The sequence below is a fragment of the Streptomyces sp. IBSBF 3136 genome (genome assembly GCF_036815105.1).
GTDB lineage: Bacteria > Actinomycetota > Actinomycetes > Streptomycetales > Streptomycetaceae > Streptomyces.
This window is the reverse complement of the sequence record NZ_JAJSZC010000164.1, coordinates 1-17991: the sequence shown is the minus strand read 5'-3', so window position 1 is coordinate 17991 and position 17991 is coordinate 1. Positions and strand designations below refer to the sequence as shown.

15 protein-coding genes and 3 pseudogenes are annotated in these 17991 nt (G+C 72.7%); 6 read left to right on the top strand and 12 right to left on the bottom strand.

Annotated features, from left to right (window positions below):
- The first annotated feature begins 83 nt into the window (after positions 1-83).
- Positions 84-854 (top strand): zinc ribbon domain-containing protein, encoded by a 771-nt coding sequence (locus V7E45_RS28680; RefSeq protein WP_333777102.1) that lies wholly within the window; start codon positions 84-86, stop codon positions 852-854.
- 47 nt (positions 855-901) lie between these two features.
- Entirely contained in the window at positions 902-1228 is a 327-nt protein-coding gene (locus V7E45_RS28675) for a hypothetical protein (RefSeq protein ID WP_333777101.1), read from the top strand.
- 539 nt (positions 1229-1767) lie between these two features.
- Here V7E45_RS28675 and exaC read toward each other — a convergent pair.
- From exaC to xylB, 7 genes are all read right to left on the bottom strand, one after another.
- Complete coding sequence (gene exaC / locus V7E45_RS28670) at positions 1768-3291, bottom strand: acetaldehyde dehydrogenase ExaC (protein WP_333777100.1); 1524 nt, start codon at positions 3289-3291, stop codon at positions 1768-1770.
- A gap of 56 nt (positions 3292-3347) precedes the next feature.
- Positions 3348-4655, bottom strand: a complete 1308-nt coding sequence (locus V7E45_RS28665) for a GAF domain-containing protein (protein WP_333777099.1) — start codon at positions 4653-4655, stop codon at positions 3348-3350.
- Between the two features lie 79 nt (positions 4656-4734).
- On the bottom strand, positions 4735-5337 hold the full coding sequence (locus tag V7E45_RS28660) for an N-acetylmuramoyl-L-alanine amidase (protein WP_333777098.1): 603 nt from the start codon (positions 5335-5337) through the stop codon (positions 4735-4737).
- A 97-nt stretch (positions 5338-5434) separates the two neighbouring features.
- On the bottom strand, positions 5435-6448 hold the full coding sequence (locus V7E45_RS28655) for an acetamidase/formamidase family protein (RefSeq protein ID WP_333777097.1): 1014 nt from the start codon (positions 6446-6448) through the stop codon (positions 5435-5437).
- 129 nt (positions 6449-6577) lie between these two features.
- The gene (locus V7E45_RS28650; RefSeq protein WP_333777096.1) at positions 6578-8062 is read right to left on the bottom strand and encodes an APC family permease; all 1485 of its coding nucleotides are present in this window, start codon (positions 8060-8062) and stop codon (positions 6578-6580) included.
- 204 nt (positions 8063-8266) lie between these two features.
- Positions 8267-9475 carry an ROK family transcriptional regulator gene (locus tag V7E45_RS28645; RefSeq protein WP_333777095.1) on the bottom strand — a complete coding sequence of 403 codons (1209 nt, stop codon included), beginning with the start codon at positions 9473-9475 and terminating at the stop codon, positions 8267-8269.
- A gap of 53 nt (positions 9476-9528) precedes the next feature.
- Positions 9529-10974, bottom strand: a complete 1446-nt coding sequence (xylB, locus tag V7E45_RS28640) for a xylulokinase (protein ID WP_333777094.1) — start codon at positions 10972-10974, stop codon at positions 9529-9531.
- Between the two features lie 190 nt (positions 10975-11164).
- Here xylB and xylA point away from each other — a divergent pair, with 190 nt between their 5' ends.
- Positions 11165-12331 carry a xylose isomerase gene (xylA, locus tag V7E45_RS28635; protein WP_333777093.1) on the top strand — a complete coding sequence of 389 codons (1167 nt, stop codon included), beginning with the start codon at positions 11165-11167 and terminating at the stop codon, positions 12329-12331.
- A 762-nt stretch (positions 12332-13093) separates the two neighbouring features.
- On the opposite strand, the pseudogene V7E45_RS28630 reads toward xylA, so the two are convergent.
- Positions 13094-13588, bottom strand: a pseudogene (locus V7E45_RS28630) (esterase-like activity of phytase family protein); the annotation flags it as partial.
- Positions 13589-13830: 242 nt separating this feature from the next.
- Here V7E45_RS28630 and V7E45_RS28625 point away from each other — a divergent pair.
- Positions 13831-14013, top strand: coding sequence for a hypothetical protein (locus V7E45_RS28625; RefSeq protein WP_043477738.1), 183 nt, complete (start codon positions 13831-13833; stop codon positions 14011-14013).
- Between the two features lie 94 nt (positions 14014-14107).
- Here V7E45_RS28625 and V7E45_RS28620 read toward each other — a convergent pair whose 3' ends face one another.
- The 3 genes and pseudogenes from V7E45_RS28620 to V7E45_RS28610 all read right to left on the bottom strand — a co-directional run.
- Positions 14108-14950: a hypothetical protein gene (locus tag V7E45_RS28620; RefSeq protein WP_333777092.1), complete on the bottom strand. Its 843-nt coding sequence runs from the start codon at positions 14948-14950 to the stop codon at positions 14108-14110.
- A gap of 136 nt (positions 14951-15086) precedes the next feature.
- A complete protein-coding gene (locus V7E45_RS28615) occupies positions 15087-15383 on the bottom strand; it encodes a hypothetical protein (protein ID WP_333777091.1) in 297 nt (98 codons plus the stop codon).
- A 153-nt stretch (positions 15384-15536) separates the two neighbouring features.
- A pseudogene (locus V7E45_RS28610) lies at positions 15537-15984 on the bottom strand (PadR family transcriptional regulator); the annotation flags it as partial.
- Here V7E45_RS28610 and V7E45_RS28605 point away from each other — a divergent pair.
- Positions 15917-16345: pseudogene (locus tag V7E45_RS28605) on the top strand (alpha/beta fold hydrolase); the annotation flags it as partial. The pseudogenes V7E45_RS28610 and V7E45_RS28605 overlap by 68 nt on opposite strands.
- Positions 16346-16375: 30 nt before the next feature.
- Here V7E45_RS28605 and V7E45_RS28600 read toward each other — a convergent pair.
- Entirely contained in the window at positions 16376-16975 is a 600-nt protein-coding gene (locus V7E45_RS28600) for a class I SAM-dependent methyltransferase (RefSeq protein WP_333777090.1), read from the bottom strand.
- A 152-nt stretch (positions 16976-17127) separates the two neighbouring features.
- Between V7E45_RS28600 and V7E45_RS28595 the strand changes: the two genes are divergently transcribed.
- Entirely contained in the window at positions 17128-17901 is a 774-nt protein-coding gene (locus tag V7E45_RS28595; protein WP_333777089.1) for an MHYT domain-containing protein, read from the top strand.
- The last annotated feature ends 90 nt before the right edge of the window (positions 17902-17991 follow it).

Sequence of the window (17991 nt, the reverse complement as noted above, 5' to 3'; positions counted from 1 at the left end):
CCACCGCACCCCCTCCGAGCACCCGGGAAGGGACAGGCCCCCGGCCTCCGGCCGCCCCCGAGGCACCGGCGCCGGAGCCCATCGTGGCGGTACAGCCCGCGAAGCCGCAGGCTCCACGCCCCGTGGTACGGCCCGCAGCGGTGACGGAGGAAGTGGAGGGGAGGCCCTGTCCCTCCTGCGGCACGCCCAACCAGCCGGACCGCCGGTTCTGCCGGCGCTGTGCGACCCCGCTGAAGCCCACCGCGAAGGCCGATCCGCTGCCGTGGTGGCGGACCGTGTGGCCGTTCCGCCGCCGGGTGCGGGCGAGTTCGGGCCGGGGGGTGCGGCTCCTGGTGATCCTCGCCGTGGTGCTGGCTCTGTGCGCGGGCGCCGTCCTGCTGCTGCCGGCCGGACGCGCCCTGTTCGAGGACACCCGGGACAAGCTGTCCGACCCCAAGCCCGTGACCCCGGCACGCACCAGGGCGAGCGCCGAGGTCCCCGGGCACCCGGCGAAGAACACCACGGACGGGCTGGCCAACCGCTACTGGGGCGCGCCCGCGCCGGGCGCCTCGGTGACGTACACCTTCGACAAGCCGTTCCGGATGGTCGACCTGCTCATCACCAACGGCGCATCCAAGGCACCGGAGGAGTACGCCCGCGAGGGACGCGCACTGCAGATCGACCTTGAGGTGACGACGCAGGACGGCAAGCGGTACGACAAGCAGCTGACCCTCAGCGACAAGCCGGGCTCGCAGCCGTTCCCCACCGGAATCAGCGACGTGAAGACGGTACGCCTGGTCCTGCGCTCGGTCACCGGCCTGGCACCGGGCCGCCATCTGGCGCTGGCGGAGGTGGAGTTCTTCCAGCGGTCCTGATCGAGCGATATCGAGCGACACGGAGGCCAGGACTTCTTCCCCGGCAGGTGACCCGTCCCAGACCGGTCACGGACCCCCGGTCCGGGCGGACGGAGGAGGCCCACAGCTACGTCCGCCCGGACGGCACCCTCAACGTCGCGTACGAGGGGCAGGTCCCGTTGCGGCCGGCGGCAAAACTCGGCCTGGCGGTCGAGGACGCCCAGGGCACCCGCCAGGCCAAGACGTTCTTCGCCACCGAGCAGCGCCGACGACTCGCCGTTGCTCTCGCGACGGAGCTCGCCCTCCCCGCAGAACAACCAGGTACAGAACTGGTCGGTGCCCGGCACCCGGGCGTCCCACTCAGCAGCCGACCGGGGTCCAGCCGCGTCCGGTAGAGGCCATCTCCCCTTGCGCACCTGAACTCGTGCCCCGGCTTCGGTGCCGGTCCTCGTCAACTGAGAATTCCCCTTCTCGCCCGCCCCGCCGTCGACGCCATCCGCCTCCAGTTGCGCGACCCGGCGGACACCATCTGATCCCGGGCACCCGTGCCGGCACGTGCCTGGGCACCTCAGAGCCGACAGATCATCACGGACCGGACGCCGATACTGCCCTCGACATCCTCGACGCCTGCATCCGTGAGACTCGACAGGCCTCCTGCTGAGCCTCGCCGCCGGGATTCCCTGGGCGGGCTGGTACCTCACACCGGCCCCGGCCGCTCATGGTGTCCGGCGCGGTCGCCGTAGCCGGCCGAGTGCGCCCGCCGCGCCGGCCAGAGCATCGAGGTTCTCTTCCGCCACTACGCCAAGTTCCTTGACGGCCTTCGAGAGCAGGCGAACCGTCTCATCGAGCAGTCCATGAACGAGTGGCAGCGCGTCAGTCAAGGTGACGGCGCCTGACGGGTGAAAACCCGGGTCAGGCGCCCTTTCGCGTGCGTCTAGAAGAAGCCCAGCTTCTTCGGGGAGTAGCTCACCAGCAGGTTCTTCGTCTGCTGGTAGTGCTCCAGCATCATCTTGTGCGTCTCGCGGCCGATGCCGGACTGCTTGTAGCCGCCGAACGCCGCGTGCGCCGGGTAGGCGTGGTAGCAGTTGGTCCAGACACGGCCCGCCTGGATGGCGCGGCCCGCCCGGTAGGCCGTGTTCATGTCCCGGGTCCACACGCCCGCGCCCAGCCCGTAGAGCGTGTCGTTCGCGATCTTGATGGCGTCGTCGAAGTCGTCGAAGGACGCCACCGACACCACCGGACCGAAGATCTCCTCCTGGAAGACCCGCATGCGGTTGTCACCCTCGAAGATGGTCGGCTGGACGTAGTAACCGCCCTTCAGCTCGCCGTCGTACTCGACGCGTTCGCCGCCGGTGAGGACCTTGGCGCCCTCCTGCCGGCCGATGTCCAGGTAGGAGAGGATCTTCTCCAGCTGGTCGTTGGAGGCCTGGGCACCGATCATCGTGTCCGTGTCGAGGGGGTGCCCCGGCTTGATCTGCCGGGTGCGGGCCACGGCCGCCTCCAGGAACTCCCCGTAGTTGCCGCGCTGGACGAGCGCCCGGGAGGGGCAGGTGCACACCTCTCCCTGGTTCAGCGCGAACATGGTGAAGCCTTCGAGCGCCTTGTCCCGGAAGTCGTCGTCGTGCGCCCAGACGTCGTCGAAGAAGATGTTCGGCGACTTGCCGCCGAGCTCAAGCGTGACCGGCTTGATGTTCTCCGAGGCGTACTGCATGATCAGCCGCCCGGTCGTGGTCTCCCCGGTGAAGGCGATCTTCGCCACGCGCGGGCTGGACGCCAGCGGCTTGCCCGCCTCCACACCGAAGCCGTTGACGATGTTCACCACGCCCGGCGGCAGCAGGTCCGCGATCAGGCTCATCCAGAAGTGGATGGACGCCGGGGTCTGCTCCGCGGGCTTGAGGACCACCGCGTTGCCCGCGGCGAGCGCCGGGGCGAGCTTCCAGGTGGCCATCAGGATCGGGAAGTTCCACGGGATGATCTGCGCGACCACACCCAGCGGCTCATGGAAGTGGTACGCCACCGTGTCGTCGTCGATCTCGCCCAGCGAGCCCTCCTGCGCCCGGATCGCGCCCGCGAAGTAGCGGAAGTGATCGATGGCGAGCGGGATGTCGGCCGCCAGCGTCTCGCGCACCGGCTTGCCGTTCTCCCAGCTCTCCGCCACCGCGAGCGATTCGAGGTTCGCCTCCATGCGGTCGGCGATCCTGCGCAGGATGTCCGACCGCTCCGTCACCGACGTACGGCCCCAGCCGGGCGCGGCCGCGTGCGCCGCGTCCAGCGCCCGCTCGACGTCCTCCGCGGTACCGCGCGCGACCTCGGTGAACGGCTGCCCGTTGACCGGCGACGGGTTCTCGAAGTACTGCCCCCGCGCCGGCGGCACGTACTCACCGCCGATGAAGTGGTCGTAGCGCGCCTGGTAGGAGACGATCGCGCCCTCGGAGCCGGGCGCCGCGTAACGGGTCATGCTGGTCTGCCTCCCGGTGAAGCGCTGCCCGCCGTCGGGCAGCTCTCGGCGCGAGGCTAGGCGGGCGGACGTTGCAAGTACGTTGCGCCGCCGAGCGGCCAGGACGCACCGCGGGCCGGGACGGCCAGCTCGGCCTCCAGCGCCGCCAGCCGCGCCCGCACCGTCGGCGCCGGCCGTACCGCCGCCAACGCCCGCCACACGTCGAGGTCGTCCTCGCCCCACGGCGCGTGCGCCCAGTCGGCCAGCAGATCGGGGTCGCGGTGGGCGATCAGAGCCGTGCGCAGACCGTCGGCGAGCCGACGCCGCAGCCGTACGACCGCCGGGGCCTGGGAACCCGGCAGCAGCGGACCGGCGTACGCCTCCACCGCCGACGTCAGCGCGCCCGCCTCAAGCCGCCGCTCCACCACGGTGGCGTCGGACTCGACGGCCGCTGTCAGCCGGTACGGCCGGGAGGCGAGCAACCCCGGCCCCACCAGCCGCCTGAGCCGGGCCAGCTCGGCCCGCAGCGTCACCGGCGTCACCGACTCTTCGGCGTACAGCGCGCACAGCAGCTCGTCGCCGGACAGCCCCTCGGGATGGCGGGCCAGCAGGACGAGGATCTCGCTGTGCCGACGGCTGAGTCTGAGCCGGCGCCCGTCGAGGCGGAGCTCGGCCTCGTCCCGGCCGAGCGCGCTGAGCAGAGCACGGTCCCCGCTGAGCCGCGGCGGTGCGAGCAGCGCGAGCTGCGACTCGGCCGCCCGCGCCACCGCCTGCACGAAGCCCAGGCTGTGCGGATGTGCCAGGCCGTCGCCACCGGTGATGTCGACGGCGCCGAGCACCCGCCCGGTGTGAGGATCGTGCACCGGAGCCGCCGCGCACGTCCACGGCTGGACCCGCCGTATGTAGTGCTCCGCCGCGAACACCTGGACCGGCCGGTCCAGGGCGACCGCGGTGCCGGGAGCGTTGGTGCCCACCGAGGTCTCCGACCAGCGCGCCCCCGGCACGAAGTTCATGCCGTCCGCCCGGCGCCGGGTCGCCGGATGACCCTCGACCCACAGCAGCCTGCCGTGCGCGTCACACACCGCCAGCAGGTGCTCGCCGTCCGCGGCGAACGTGCCCATCAGCTCCCGGAACAGCGGCATCACCCGGGCCAGCGGATGCTCCGCCCGGTAGGTGCCGAGGTCGCCGTCGCTCAGCTCCACGCTCGCGCCGCCGTCCGGCCCCACCCCGGCCCGTGCGCTGCGCTGCCACGACTCCGCCACCACCGAACGCACCGGGCGGGCCACCTCGCCCGCCGTGGTGAACGTCTCGTGAGCGCGGCGCAGCACCCGGACTCGCTCGGCGGGATCGGCCCCCGGTTCCAGGGCCACCCACGGATCGGTCAACTCGGCCTCCCCGGACGGTGAAACAGCTGGGACCATCGTCACTCGCCGTGTTCGTGCGGACAACCGGTTCGACGTCCGCCTATGCGAAATTGACCAGTCTGAGGTAGCGGACCCAGTCCCAGTAGGGCCCCGGATCGGTGTGGTCGGTGCCCGGCACCTGGTAGTGACCGATGATGTGCTCCCGGTCCCTGGGGATGCCGTACCGGGCGCAGACCGAGGCGGTCAGCTTCGCGGACTGCTCGTAGAGGGCGTTGGTGAGGTACTCGGGCCGGTCCACCCAGCCCTCGTGCTCGATGCCGATGCTACGGGTGTTGTAGCCCCAGTTGCCCGCGTGCCAGGCGACGTCGGCCTCCCGCACGCACTGGGCGACGTGCCCGTCCGCCGAGCGGACCACGTAGTGCGCGGACACGGCCTTCTGCGCGTTCCGGAAGATGGCGAGGGTGTCCGGGTACGTCTCCTGGGTGATGTGGATGACCACCCGGTCGACGGCGTAGGTCGAGGGGCGGTCGGACGAGGTGTAGTTCGCGGTCGTGGCCGGCTGCCACTCGGCCGTCGGGTAGTCGACGGCTTCCCGCGCACCCGCCCGGGCGTCGGGGAGCAGCACGGAGGGCGCGGCGGCGATGGCCGCGCCCTTCAGGAGCCGGCGTCTGCTGAGCTGCGGTCGGGACCGGTCGGTGTCCATCGGCGGCTGCCTTTCAAGAACTGGTGTGGGGGTGTGGGGGTATGTGGGGCTTCTTTTCCTGAGGGCTGGGACACGTGCGCGGTCGGCTGATGTGACGTCAGAGGCGGAGCGTCCGGGCCGTCTCGCGCAACCGCGTGTGCAGGCCGCGGTAGGGCTCCCGTGTGGGCAGCCACTGCTTGCGGAGCTTGGCCACGCACGTGTAATTGGTGTCGCACACGTTGGCCACCGGCGATTCGACCGCCTGGGTCGCGAACTGGTAGGCGTCCAGCTCACCGAACCCGTAGTCGCGTACCAGCCACTGCACCAGGTCAAGCTGCGATATCCGGAACGCGTCCTCCAGCGGACGCGCCGATCCGGTCGAGATGAGATGCGTGTCCGATTCCAGCCGGGGCCAGGGCGTGGCGACGTCCTTGAGCAGGTCGACGATCACGACCGTGTTCATCGCGCACTCCACGGCCACTCCGCAGGTCTCGCCCTCGCCCTGTCGTGCGTGCCCGTCGCCGAGGCTGAGCAGCGCGCCCTCGACGTTGACCCCCAGGTAGCAGGTGACACCGGCCCGCATCTCGGGGGTGTCCATGTTCCCGCCGTGCGCGTCCGGGACCAGGGCGGAGCGCACCTCCAGGTTGGCGGGGGCCACGCCCACCGTGCCGTGCATCGGGTCGAGGGGCAGTTCCAGTTCCAGGTCGCTGTCCCGCGCCCGGAAGTGGGCGGTGCGCCGGGTCCGGTCGAGCTGCCAGATCCAGACCCGCTCCGGCAGCGGGGGCTGCAGCGTCGCCGTGGCATGGGTGGAGGTGAGCGCGCCGAACAGGGGCACGGTGGTCGACGCGGCCCAGTCCCTGGCCGGTTCGACGGACACGAAGTGCACGGCCACGGTGTCTCCGGGCTCGGCGCCCTCGATGTGGAAAGGGCCGGTCTGAGGGTTGAGGAAGGGGAACTCGCAGACCTCGGAGACGAGGTCCTTCTCGGACCGCACCCGGCCGGCGAAGCAGTCCTCCGTGTAGAGGTCGAGAACCGTTCCGGGTGCGATCCGGGCGACCGGGGGAGCACCGCCGAACGTCCAGGCGTAGTCCTCCGGTCCCGGACGCACCTTCAGGATCCGCGGGTCGGTCATCGTGGCATCGGTCCCTTCTGAAGGGTGGGGCTTCGGTGGGTTCCGTCGTGCGGCCTGCCAATCGGGGGGCGTGGGAGCCTGGTCGCCCTGCCGGCGCCGGCCCGCCCGCAACCGCTCGGGCGCAGGCGGTCAGCGGGGCACTGCCCCGTCCCGCGTGCCGCCGGCCGCGTCGGGTTCGTCGAGATGCACGCGCGCGGTCTCGGCTATTCGCTCGGGATGACGCCGTATCAGCACCACGAGAACCACTGCGCCGGCCGCCATCCAGCAGCCGACCACCGGACCGGCGTACGACACCGGCGCCGACAGCTCGGCCACGAAGTCGAACGCCGGTGTCCCGGCGGCGGTCAGCAGCGCGGGGACGAACGCGGTGATGCCCAGCACGGGGAAGAGCAGATGCCGTACCGGCCTGAACGACTGCCTGCCGCCCCGCAGGAAGTGACCGGCGCAGGCCAGGTTCACGACGATGTAGACGCCCACCACGACCGTCACGATCACCGTGGCCAGGAGCAGGAACGCGGTCACCGGGTCGTAGGCGAAGCCGAGCCCGAGAACCACGCCGACCGCGACGACGGTCTGGACGGCGACACCGGCGACGGGGGAGCGGTGCCGGGGGTGCAGGGTGGCGAGCAGGCCGGGCAGGACCCGGATCCGGGCCAGGGCGAAGGCCGTGCGGGTCGCGACGTTGGCGCAGGCGTTGGCATTGGCGATCGTCGAGTTGACCACCGCCAGGAACACCAGCACCCAGAAGAGGCCGAACGAGGCCCGGGCCACGCCCTCCCAGGACGAGGCGCCAGATGCGCCGAAGCCGCTGAAGCGCTCCGGGCCGACGTACACGGTCATGGCGTACGTCGTGACGACGTAGAACAGACCGATCCCCAGGGCCGCTCCGAGGACCGCTCGGTGCATCGTCCGGCGAGGGTCGCGTGTCTCCTCGGCGAGCGGGGCCGCGGCCTCGAACCCGGCGAACGCGAGGACCGTGTACACGGAACCGGCGAGGACACCGCCGACCCCGGAGTACCCGTCCGCGGTGTGCGACGCGGTGAAGACGGACAGGGTGTTGGCGTCGCCCGCCTTCACGACCAGCCAGCCGGCGAACACCAGCAGGACGAGGATCTCGAAGACCCCGAGGACGGTGCCGAAGCGGGCCGAGGCGCGAACGCCGAGCAGGCCGGCGGCGGCGATCACCAAGGCGCCCGCCAGCGCCCAGGGCCACCACAGGTCCGCCGGGTAGGAGGACCATTCCTGGTGCAACGTGTCCGCCGCGGTGAAGCCGAGCTGCAGGAGCAGCAGCGGCGGGACCAGCATCTCCACGAAGACGTAGCCCCAGCCGACCAGGAAGCCGACGGCCGGATGCAGCCCCCGTGCCGCGTACGTGGCCACGGAGCCCGCGGCGGGTAACTCGCGCGCCAGCTCCGCCACACAGGACGCCGTGAACAGGCACGCCACCAGGGCGATGAGCACGGCCAGCGGCAGACTGCCGCCCGCGAAGGCCGCTCCCGACGGGATCGAGGCCGCTACCGCGGCGGCCGGTGCCATGGCCGTGATGCTCTGGAACAGCACCTCACGCAGTCCTATGGCGTCCCGCCGCAGTGTCCCGGTGGTCTCCGCGCTCATGTGTCCCCCCGATGGATGTCAGCCGACTCCGACTCGCGTGCGTCTCCTCGCCCGGCGAGCGCTGCGCCACGACGTCCCGGCGGCCGCGCCTCGTGTGAATCACGGTACGACGCGGTCGAGTTGGGCAGAAGAGTGCGCCGTGGTTCCGTGGACAACCCGGAGACTGTGGACAACTCGGCCACCCGATCGGGTGAGTCGGAGCCGTCAGGGCCGTTCCGCGACCACCGCCGGGTCGTCGAGGACGGCCCGGACGACCGAGTGGGCGGCGCCCAGGAGCGGGCCCTCGGGGCCCAGCCCGGACACCGAGACCGAGCAGGCGGGCCCCGCCGTACGGCCCGTCAGCTCGTCGCTCAGCGACGGCAGCAGCCACGGGGAGAGCCCGGCGAGGGCTCCGCCGAGGACGACGGTCTCGGGGTCCAGCAGATTGACCGCGCCGGTCAGGGCTATGCCGAGCGCGGTTCCGGCGTCCCGCAGGGCACGTCGTACCGCCTCGTCGCCCTCCTCCGCACGTGCCGCGAGCAGTCCGACCAGGTCCTCGTGCGGTTCGAGGCCGGCCGCGCGCAGCACCGCCTCCTCACCGGCGTACTGCTCCAGACAGCCGCGCCCGCCGCACGGGCAGGCGGGCCCGTCCGGGTGGACGGGCACGTGGCCCAACTCGCCCGCGAAGCCCCGGGTGCCGCGCAGTACCTGCCCGTCCACGACGACCGCGGCGCCGATGCCGATCTCGGCCGACACGTGCAGGAAGTCACGCGGGGTGTCGGTCCCGAGCCACAGTTCGGCCAGTGCGCCGTAGTTGGCCTCGTTGTCCACGGCCACGGGAATGCCGCCGGGCAGCAGGGGACCGAGATCGGCGTCGTTCCAGTCGAGGTTCGGGGCGCGCACCACCGTACGGCCGTCCCTGGCGACCAGGCCCGGCACCGCGACCGCGAGACCGGCGGGCCACAGCCCCTCGCGGTCCGCCTCGGCCAGGACCCTGCGGACCAGCGCCGTCAGCTCCTCGACCACCGGCTGCGGGGCGCGGCCCCGGTTCGCCCCCTGCCGCACCGCCCGGGCGCGGACCGTGCCGCGCAGATCGACCGCGCACACCGCCAGGTGGTCGACGCCGATCTCGGCCCCTATACCGGCCGGACCCCGCGCGCTCACCGCGAGCGCGGACCCGGGACGGCCCACCCGGCCCGGGCGTTCGGGGCCCAGTTCCTCCAGCAGGCCCCAGCGGATCAGCTCGTCCACGAGAGTGGACACCGCGGCGCGGGTCAGGCCGATGTGCGCGGAGACCGCGGCCCTGGACAGCGGGCCCTGAGCGCTGACGGCGTGCATGACCCTGGCCAGGTTGCGGCGACGCATGCCCTGCTGGGTGTCGGACAGGGCGCGTCCGGTGGCGGGCGGGCGGCCCTCGTGCAGCGGTGCGGTCATGCCTCCGTCGATCCTCGTTCCGCGGGCCGGCTCAGCGGCTGGTCACGGCCGGCTCAGCGCGATTGCGTCCCCCGCTCCAGCAGCGGGGCCGCGTCGGAGAGTACCCCGCTGATCCGGGCCAGCGTCGCCTCGTCCCGCTCCATGGCCTCCAGCACCGGACCCGCCGCGGTGTGCCAGCGGCGGGCCACCGCGGCCGGGTCCTCGCCGGTCAGCAGACCCGCGGCCTGTGCCGCGGCCCCCAGGGCGACCAGTTCCCCGGCCTCCGGGACCTGTACCGGCCGCCCCGACAGCCGCCGTACCGTCTGCTGCCAGGCGGCGCCCCGGGCGCCACCGCCGATGAGCAGGAGCGGCGTGGTGCGGTCCGCGTCCTCGTCGAGGACCAGGTCGAGTGCGCCGAGCAGCGCGTGCACCGCCCCGTCGTAGGCCGCCTGCAGGAGCTGGCCCGGGGTGGTGTCGTGCCGCAGCCCGTGCAGCAGGCCGGAGGCGTTCGGCAGGTTCGGGGTCCGCTCGCCGTCCAGGTACGGCAGCAGGGTCACGCCGGTGCCCGGCTCGACGGCCTCACGGTCCCGGCCCAGCAGTGCCGCGACGCGGTCGACGGCCAGCGTGCAGTTGAGGGTGCAGGCCAGCGGCAGCCAGTCGCCGTGCGCGTCGGCGAAGCCCGCCACCGTGCCCGTGGGATCGGCGGGGCGGTGCCGGGAGACGGCGTACACCGTGCCCGACGTGCCGAGGCTCAGCACGGGAGTACCCGGCCGAAGGCCGAGTCCCATCGCGGCGGCCGCGTTGTCGCCGGTTCCCGGTGCCACCAGGGTGCCCTTGGAGAACGGCAGGTCGTGACTGTCACGCACGGTGCCGGCCACCTCGCCCGGCCGCACCACGCGGGGCAGCAGTGCGGGGTCGAGGCCCACGTGCGCCAGCGTCTCCGTGTCGTACGCCTCCGTGCCGGACGCCCACCAGCCGGTGCCCGAGGCGTCGCCGCGGTCGGTGGTGCCGTGGCCGGTCAGACGCTCGGTGAGGTAGTCGTGAGGGAGCCGCACCGCCCTCGTGGCGCGGACCGCGTCCGGCTCGTGCTCGGCCAGCCAGGCCCACTTCGTGACCGTGAACGAGGCCCCGGGCACACTTCCGGTGCGCTCCGCCCAGGCCTTCGGCCCGCCCAGTTCCTCGACCAGCCGGCGGGCCTGCGGCGCCGAGCGGACGTCGTTCCACAGCAGCGCGGGGCGGACGGGTTCGCCGCGTTCGTCCAGGGTGACCAGACCGTGCTGCTGTCCGCCGATCGACACCGCGGCAGCCTCGTGCGCGGCTTCGCCGCACTGGTGCAGCGCCTCGCACAGGGCGTCCCACCACTGGCGCGGATCGCTCTCCCGGCCGGCCCCCGAGGAAACGGTGTGCGGCGCCTGGCCGCTCGCCACGATCTCCCCGGTGGCCGCGTCGACGACCAGCGCCTTGGTGGACTGGGTGGACGTGTCCACGCCGACGACGAGCGGACCCTCGGCTGCTGACATCGGGCTCTCCCTCTTCCGCGGCTCGGCGGGACGTGAGCCGAGCCGACCAGGACATCTTCCTGCGCCCTCTGCCGACGATTGTCGGGGACACCACGGTGTCGGGGACACCTTGACTCTTCCCAGAGGAGCGTTCGCATACTAATTTGTAAACGGCCATGACGAATAGTCCCACCCAGCAAGGAGCCGCGGCATGAGCTACCAGCCCACCCCCGACGACAGGTTCACCTTCGGCCTGTGGACCGTCGGCTGGCAGGGACGGGACCCGTTCGGCGACGCCACCCGTCGCGCCCTCGACCCGGTCGAGTCGGTGCAGCGACTGGCCGAGCTCGGCGCCCACGGGGTCACCTTCCACGACGACGACCTGATCCCCTTCGGCTCCTCGGACACCGAGCGCGAATCGCACATCAAGAGGTTCCGCCAGGCCCTGGACGCGACCGGCATGAGCGTCCCGATGGCCACCACGAACCTCTTCACGCACCCCGTCTTCAAGGACGGCGCGTTCACCGCCAACGACCGGGACGTCCGCCGCTACGCGCTGCGCAAGACCATCCGCAACATCGACCTCGCCGTCGAACTGGGCGCGCGCACCTATGTCGCCTGGGGCGGCCGTGAGGGCGCCGAGTCCGGTGCCGCCAAGGACGTGCGCGCCGCCCTGGACCGCATGAAGGAGGCCTTCGACCTCCTCGGCGAGTACGTCACCTCGCAGGGTTACGACATCCGCTTCGCCATCGAGCCCAAGCCGAACGAGCCGCGCGGCGACATCCTGCTGCCCACCGTCGGCCACGCCCTGGCCTTCATCGAGCGCCTGGAGCGGCCGGAGCTGTACGGCGTCAACCCGGAGGTCGGTCACGAGCAGATGGCCGGTCTGAATTTCCCGCACGGCATCGCGCAGGCCCTGTGGGCGGGCAAGCTCTTCCACATCGACCTCAACGGACAGTCCGGCATCAAGTACGACCAGGACCTGCGGTTCGGCGCGGGTGACCTGCGAGCGGCCTTCTGGCTCGTCGACCTCCTGGAGAGCGCCGGTTACGACGGCCCCCGCCACTTCGACTTCAAGCCGCCGCGGACCGAGGACCTGGACGGCGTGTGGGCGTCGGCGGCCGGCTGCATGCGCAACTACCTGATCCTGAAGGAGCGTGCGGCCGCCTTCCGCGCCGACCCGGAGGTCCAGGACGCGCTGCGCGCCTCGCGTCTGGACGAACTGGCGCAGCCGACGGCGGCGGACGGCCTGCAGGCCCTGCTCGGCGACCGCACGGCCTTCGAGGACTTCGACGTGGACGCCGCCGCCGCGCGCGGCATGGCCTTCGAACGCCTCGACCAGCTCGCGATGGACCACCTGCTGGGCGCGCGGAGCTGAGCGGGCACGCGCGCGGGGCTCTCCTGGGCCACCCGCGCGCGTGGCGGCCCTCAGGCGGACACCGCATCCAGGGACCGCCGCTCCGACCGCTGTCGCGCGGCCCGGGAAGGCGCGGAACTCCGCGGTCCGCGGTGTGAGCCCGTATCAGCTTCCGCGCGCGGCTGGCCGCGCGACGGGGAGGCGGCGACTCTGGACGCTATGTCCCAGCCACCCGTACCTCCCGTGCCGCCCGGGCCGCCGCACGGTGGCGCTCCGCCCCCGCCCGACGGCTTCGGCCCGCCCCATGACGGTTACGGGCCGCCCCTGTGGGGTGAGCCGCGCCGGTCGCCGCCGCCCCAGCCCGGGCGGCCCGGTCGCGGCCGGCTGCTCGCCGTACTGGCCGTACCGGTGGGCGCCGCTGCCGTACTCGCCGTCGTGCTGACGCTCTCCGGACACCACGGCTCGCAGGACCAGAAGGGGCCGGGCGGGAGCGGCACGAGCGGAGGCCGCTCTCCCCGGCCTTCCTTCGGCCTCCCCACCGAGCTGCCCAGCCGGCTGCCGACGCGTCTGCCCTCCCGATGGCCGAGCGGGCTTCCGTCGGAGTTCCCGAGCGGTCTGCCCTCAGGACTCCCGAGCAGCCTCCCGAGCAGCCTCCCGAGTGATCTGCGTACCTTGGTGCCCTCGTCGTTGTCGGGAGAACTCCCCTGAGCCGGATCTCGACCGCACCGGGGCAGCGGCAAGGGGCCCCCGCCGCCCCGCAAGCGCGCTCATCGCTCCGAGCGCCTACAGGTCCGCGGGCAGCCGGACGTAGGTCACGGTCGTCTCGATGCCGCTGTCCACCAGCCGGCCCCGGGCGTCGAACGCGCCCGGGCCGTCCGTCATCCCGAAGTCGTTGTCGTTGATCAGGGCGAGCGTGTCGTCCTCCCCGGGGTCGACGACGCCGACCGGGTCGAAGCGGTAGGCGTACTCGGCGGTGACGGCCCCCTTGCGCGGCGAGAAGCGCAGCAGCCGGGTCGTCCGGGACGCCTCCCCGGCCGCCGTGTCGGGCAGGGAGAGCGGGCTCTGCAGCGCCATCACCAGGTCGCCCCCGGGGAGCTGAGTCAGCCCCTCGAAGCCACGGTTGACCTTCCGGCGCAGCAGTACCGACGGCAGGGCCTCCACCACCGGACAGCCGGCACCCGTGAGCTTCAGCCCCTTCGGCACGTAGCGGGTGAGGACCTTCCCGCGCGCGGAGACGTGGACGAGCGACGGGCCGTACTCGTCCACGAGCCAGGAGGAACGGTGTACGACTCGAGGGTGAACGGCCGGCGTCCACCGCTCGTCGGCTCGTGCCCCCGGCCCGCCAGGCACGGACGGCCGGCCGCAACCCGGCGCGGAATCACCGGAAAGGCCTACGCTGTGACCTGGACCACTAAGGGGCGCGTCTCAGGGACGACTCAGGGTCGGGGTCCGGAACCGCCGGGAGCGCGGAGCCGTTTTCAGATCAGGAAGCGGCAGTGGCCGCGAAGGAGGCGACGCTGATGTCGAAGAACGCGAAGATCGCCGCAGGAGGCGTGGCGGTCGGTCTTCTCCTGCTGATATGGCTGCCCTGGTGGGTGGCGTTCCTGATCGTGGTGGGCGTGCCCGCCGCCGCGTACCTGACGCTGGACCCCTCGCAGCGGCGCAGGCTCCGCCGGGTCACGCGCAAGGAACTCGGCCGCTGAGGGCCCGGCCGACGACGCCGGGGCCGTCCGCCGGGCCTGTGGGCGGTTCCGGACCGCCGGGCCCGGTGATGTGCGCGACGCGGTTCCCGCGGAGTCAGCTCGGCCGTACCGCCATCTTGTCGAGCGCCTCGAGGAGACCTGGCAGTTCGGGGCCCCGCCCCACGGGCAGCACCTCTCCGGGCTCCTCGTCGAGCAGGACGAAGGCGATGTCGTCGGTGCGGGCCACCATGGACCACCCCGGTCCGTCGGCGCGCAGCGTACGGGCGTCGCCCGGGGCGAACGACGAGCGCACGCGGCCGAGCGGCGGTGGTGAGTCCACGTAGGCGCGTGCCTCCGCCAGTACGCGCCGGACGCCCTGGTGACCGGACTTGGGCGCGGCCTCCTCGTCGGCCGCCGTTCCCGTCGCGGTCTTCGGCCGTTGGTCGGGCGAGGGGAGGTACTCGTCGCCGATCTGCTCCCGCCACACCGCCCACTGCAGGGCGATCTCGTCGGCGCCCAGGCGCCGCTGCGCCGGTCCCCAGGTGCCGGTGTCCGGGGGAGCGAGGGCGGGCCCGTCCGCGACGTCGGGGGCGGGGTCGTGCGGCTCGGGTATCCCGGGTGCGGCGACCGCCACGGCCAGCGGCCAGCCCGGCAGGGCGACCACGACGCTGCGCTCGTCCGGTGACAGCTCGTACTCCATGCCGCAGTCCCAGGACGCGATCGCGACGGCGACCAGCGAGACGTCGTCGATGACGACCGTCCAGCGGGCGCCGTCACCGTCCTGGCCGAGCACCAGGCCGTACCCGTCGGCGCGCGGCGCGAGGCCCAGCGCGGCACAGGCCTCCGGGTAGTCGTCGCCCAGCACGCTCGGAAACTGCGCCGGCGTCAACAGCACCGCCGTGAGCACATACAGCGCCTCGTCGGTGGCGGTGACGGCCTCTTCGTCCGTTCCGGCCATCCCTGCCTCCCAGTGTTTGGTCCGTCGGCGCACCCTAGTGCGAGCGAAAGGTGCTTGTCACGACTACGCACACCACGCGGACCTGCAGCTTTCCACCTGGACGGGGGCGAAATGCCCCTCGTGGGCGAGGTTCGCCTCAGGCCGGTGGCAGCCCCAGGAGATCCCGGGCCACCGTCCGGGGCGACTGGCCGCGCTCCCGGGCGAGCGTGACGACCGCGCGGCACGCCAGCTCACTCACCCCGAAGGAGAGCGCCTCGGGCGACACCCAGGTCGCCGCCTCGTCGCCGCCGTCCCGGTCGTCCTCCGCGCAGGCCGCCACGTACGCGGCCGCGGCTTCGAACAAGTTGTGTGCACGCCGCCCCTGGGCGTCCGGGGCCCCGGTGTGCGAGGAAGAACGGAATCTGGCGGTGTACTTGCGTATCGCGTCGAACACGTGCCCCACCTTTCCCCTGCACGGGGTTGCCGACGATCGTCCGTCTGCTGCCCTTCAACGTAAGGTCGCGACTTCGGCGGCAGAAGGGGGACGACCGTCCCGGCACGAGATCGCCGCCGAGTACCACCGCACCCTGGCGCCTCGGTCGTCGGCGCCCTCGAGTGAGGCCAGGGTGTCGCGGAGCCAGGCGAGTTCGGCCCGGCTCGTGGCACGCGCGACGGTGAGCACCCCGCGCCGGAACGGATCGTCCAGGTCCTTGGCGGCCGGCGGCCGGCGGCCGGTCGCCGTCGTAGAAGAAGCTCGCCGGCGCCTGGAGGAAGGCCAGCCGGCGCCGCAGTACGGCTGCCTGGGCCGCGGGGTCCTCCAGATGGCGCAGGAACGCGAGCAGTGTGAACCACTGGTTCTCGTCGGTGATCTCGCGCTGCCCGGGATCGGCGAGACGGTGCCTGAGGTCCCGCCTGCCCTCCTCGGTCACGGGCAGGACGTGGCGGGGCGCGGCCACGGCGCCGGGTTCGGTGGCCCGGGCCAGCAGTCCTGCCTGCTCCAGCCGCTTGATCGCCGGGTACAGCGTGCTCTCGGCGACGGGGCGCACGCCGCCCCCGACCGCCGGCAGCAGCGGAATCGCCGCCTACGCGGAGGAAGAGTTCGTGGAGGAGCACTACGCGTGCGTACTGGACGTACTGGAGGCCGTCGGCCCGCTGTGGGCGGCCACCATGCGGCCGGCCGACCCCCGTGCGCTGTACCGGAGCGCCGTCGGGCTCCGGCGCGGCTCCGAGCCCGTGATGCGCACGATCCTGGAGGGCCTGCCGATCGACCGTGTCTACCTGCAGGGCGAACACAGCGGTGAACTCCCGGGCAGGCACGCGCTGGAGGCCGCCGGAGTGCGAGTGGTGACGGTTCCGTGCGCGGGCCACAACGTCATGTTCGACAACCCCGACGCCTTCGCGGCGGCCGTGGCGGGACGGGAATGGTCCTCGCGGTCCTCGCGGTCCTCAGTCCTCGCGCACGGCCAGCGCGAGGAAGCGGGCGTCCTCGTCGACGTACGAGGTCATACGCCACCCGGAGCGGGCCAGAAGCGGACCGAGATTGCCCTCGGCGCGGAGGTCGTCGGGGGTGATCCGGCGGCCCTGGCGCGCCGCCAGGGCCGCCCGGCCGATGGGATGGAACAGCGCGAGCGTGCCGCCCGGCCGCAGCACACGCGCCAGCTCCCGCAGGTTCTCGGCGGGCCGCGGCAGATGCGCGATCAGGCCCGCCGCGAACACGGCGTCCAGTGACCCCGACCGCAGCGGCAGCGCGGCGACGTCGGCCAGCAGCAGCCGTCCTTCCCGGTGCCTGCCCGCCCGCGTGGCCGCCGCGAGCATCGCCAGGGTCAGATCGGCCCCGGCCACCACCCCGGAGGGGCCCACGGCGGCACGCAGTGGCGGCAGCCCCCGGCCGGTGCCGCACCCCGCGTCGAGCACCCGGTCGCCCGGACGCAGCTTCAGCTCGGCGACGGCGGCGGCGTAGGCCGGGCCGTCGTCGGGGAACCTGTCGTCCCAGTCGGCCGCGCGGGCGGAGAAGAACTCCTGGACGTGTGTGTGATCGTCGCTCATGTTCGGCATGATCCCTCACCGACATGAGGGACACTCCTGCGCGCACGTTCGAGCGCGATGCGATCGTTCCCGCGCCTCACCGCGTCACATTGCAACACCTTTCGAAATGCGCCCCCTACGTGCGCCCTTGCCCCGGCTAGCGTCCCGGGGCCATGGGACACCTGGACCACGCAGCCTTCGGCTGGCTGACCCCCGCGCTGTCTTACGTCATGGCCTGCATCGGCGCCGCCCTGGGGCTGCGCTGCACCGTGCGGGCCCTCGCCACCACCGGCCGCTCGCGCCGCAACTGGCTCCTCACCGCCGCCTCCGCGATCGGGACGGGCATCTGGACCATGCATTTCGTGGCCATGCTCGGTTTCCGCGTCAGCGGCACCGACATCCGCTACGACGTGCCGCTGACCATCCTCAGCCTCGTCGTCGCCATGGTCGTCGTCTCCGTCGGCGTCTTCGTCGTCGGCCACAGCCGGGACCGCAACCGTGCCCTGCTCCTCGGAGGGCTCACCACCGGGCTGGGCGTCGCCAGCATGCACTACCTGGGGATGGCGGCGGTACGGATCCACGGCGACGTGACCTATGACCCCGTGTTCGTCGGACTCTCGGTGCTGATCGCCGTCGTGGCGGCCACCGTGGCCCTGTGGGCGGGCCTCAACATCAAGTCGCCCCTCGCGGTCACCCTCGCCTCCCTGGTCATGGGCGCGGCCGTCAGCAGCATGCACTACACCGGGATGTTCGCGGTCGGGGTGCGCGTCACCCCGTCCGGGGAAGTCCTGCCCGGGGCCACGGCGATGCAGTTCATCTTCCCCCTTGCCGTCGGCCTCGGGTCCTTCCTCTTCCTCACCTGCGCCTTCGTCGCCCTCTCGCCCACCGCCGGCGAACGCGAGGCCTCCGCCTCCGCCCAGCGGCCCGTTCAGGGCACCGCCGGCTAGCGGACTCCGGCCCCGCAGACCCGACCCACGTTCCGAGCGAGGAGGCCATGCGCCCACCCCGAAGCACCCCCGAAGCCGGCCCCACGGGGC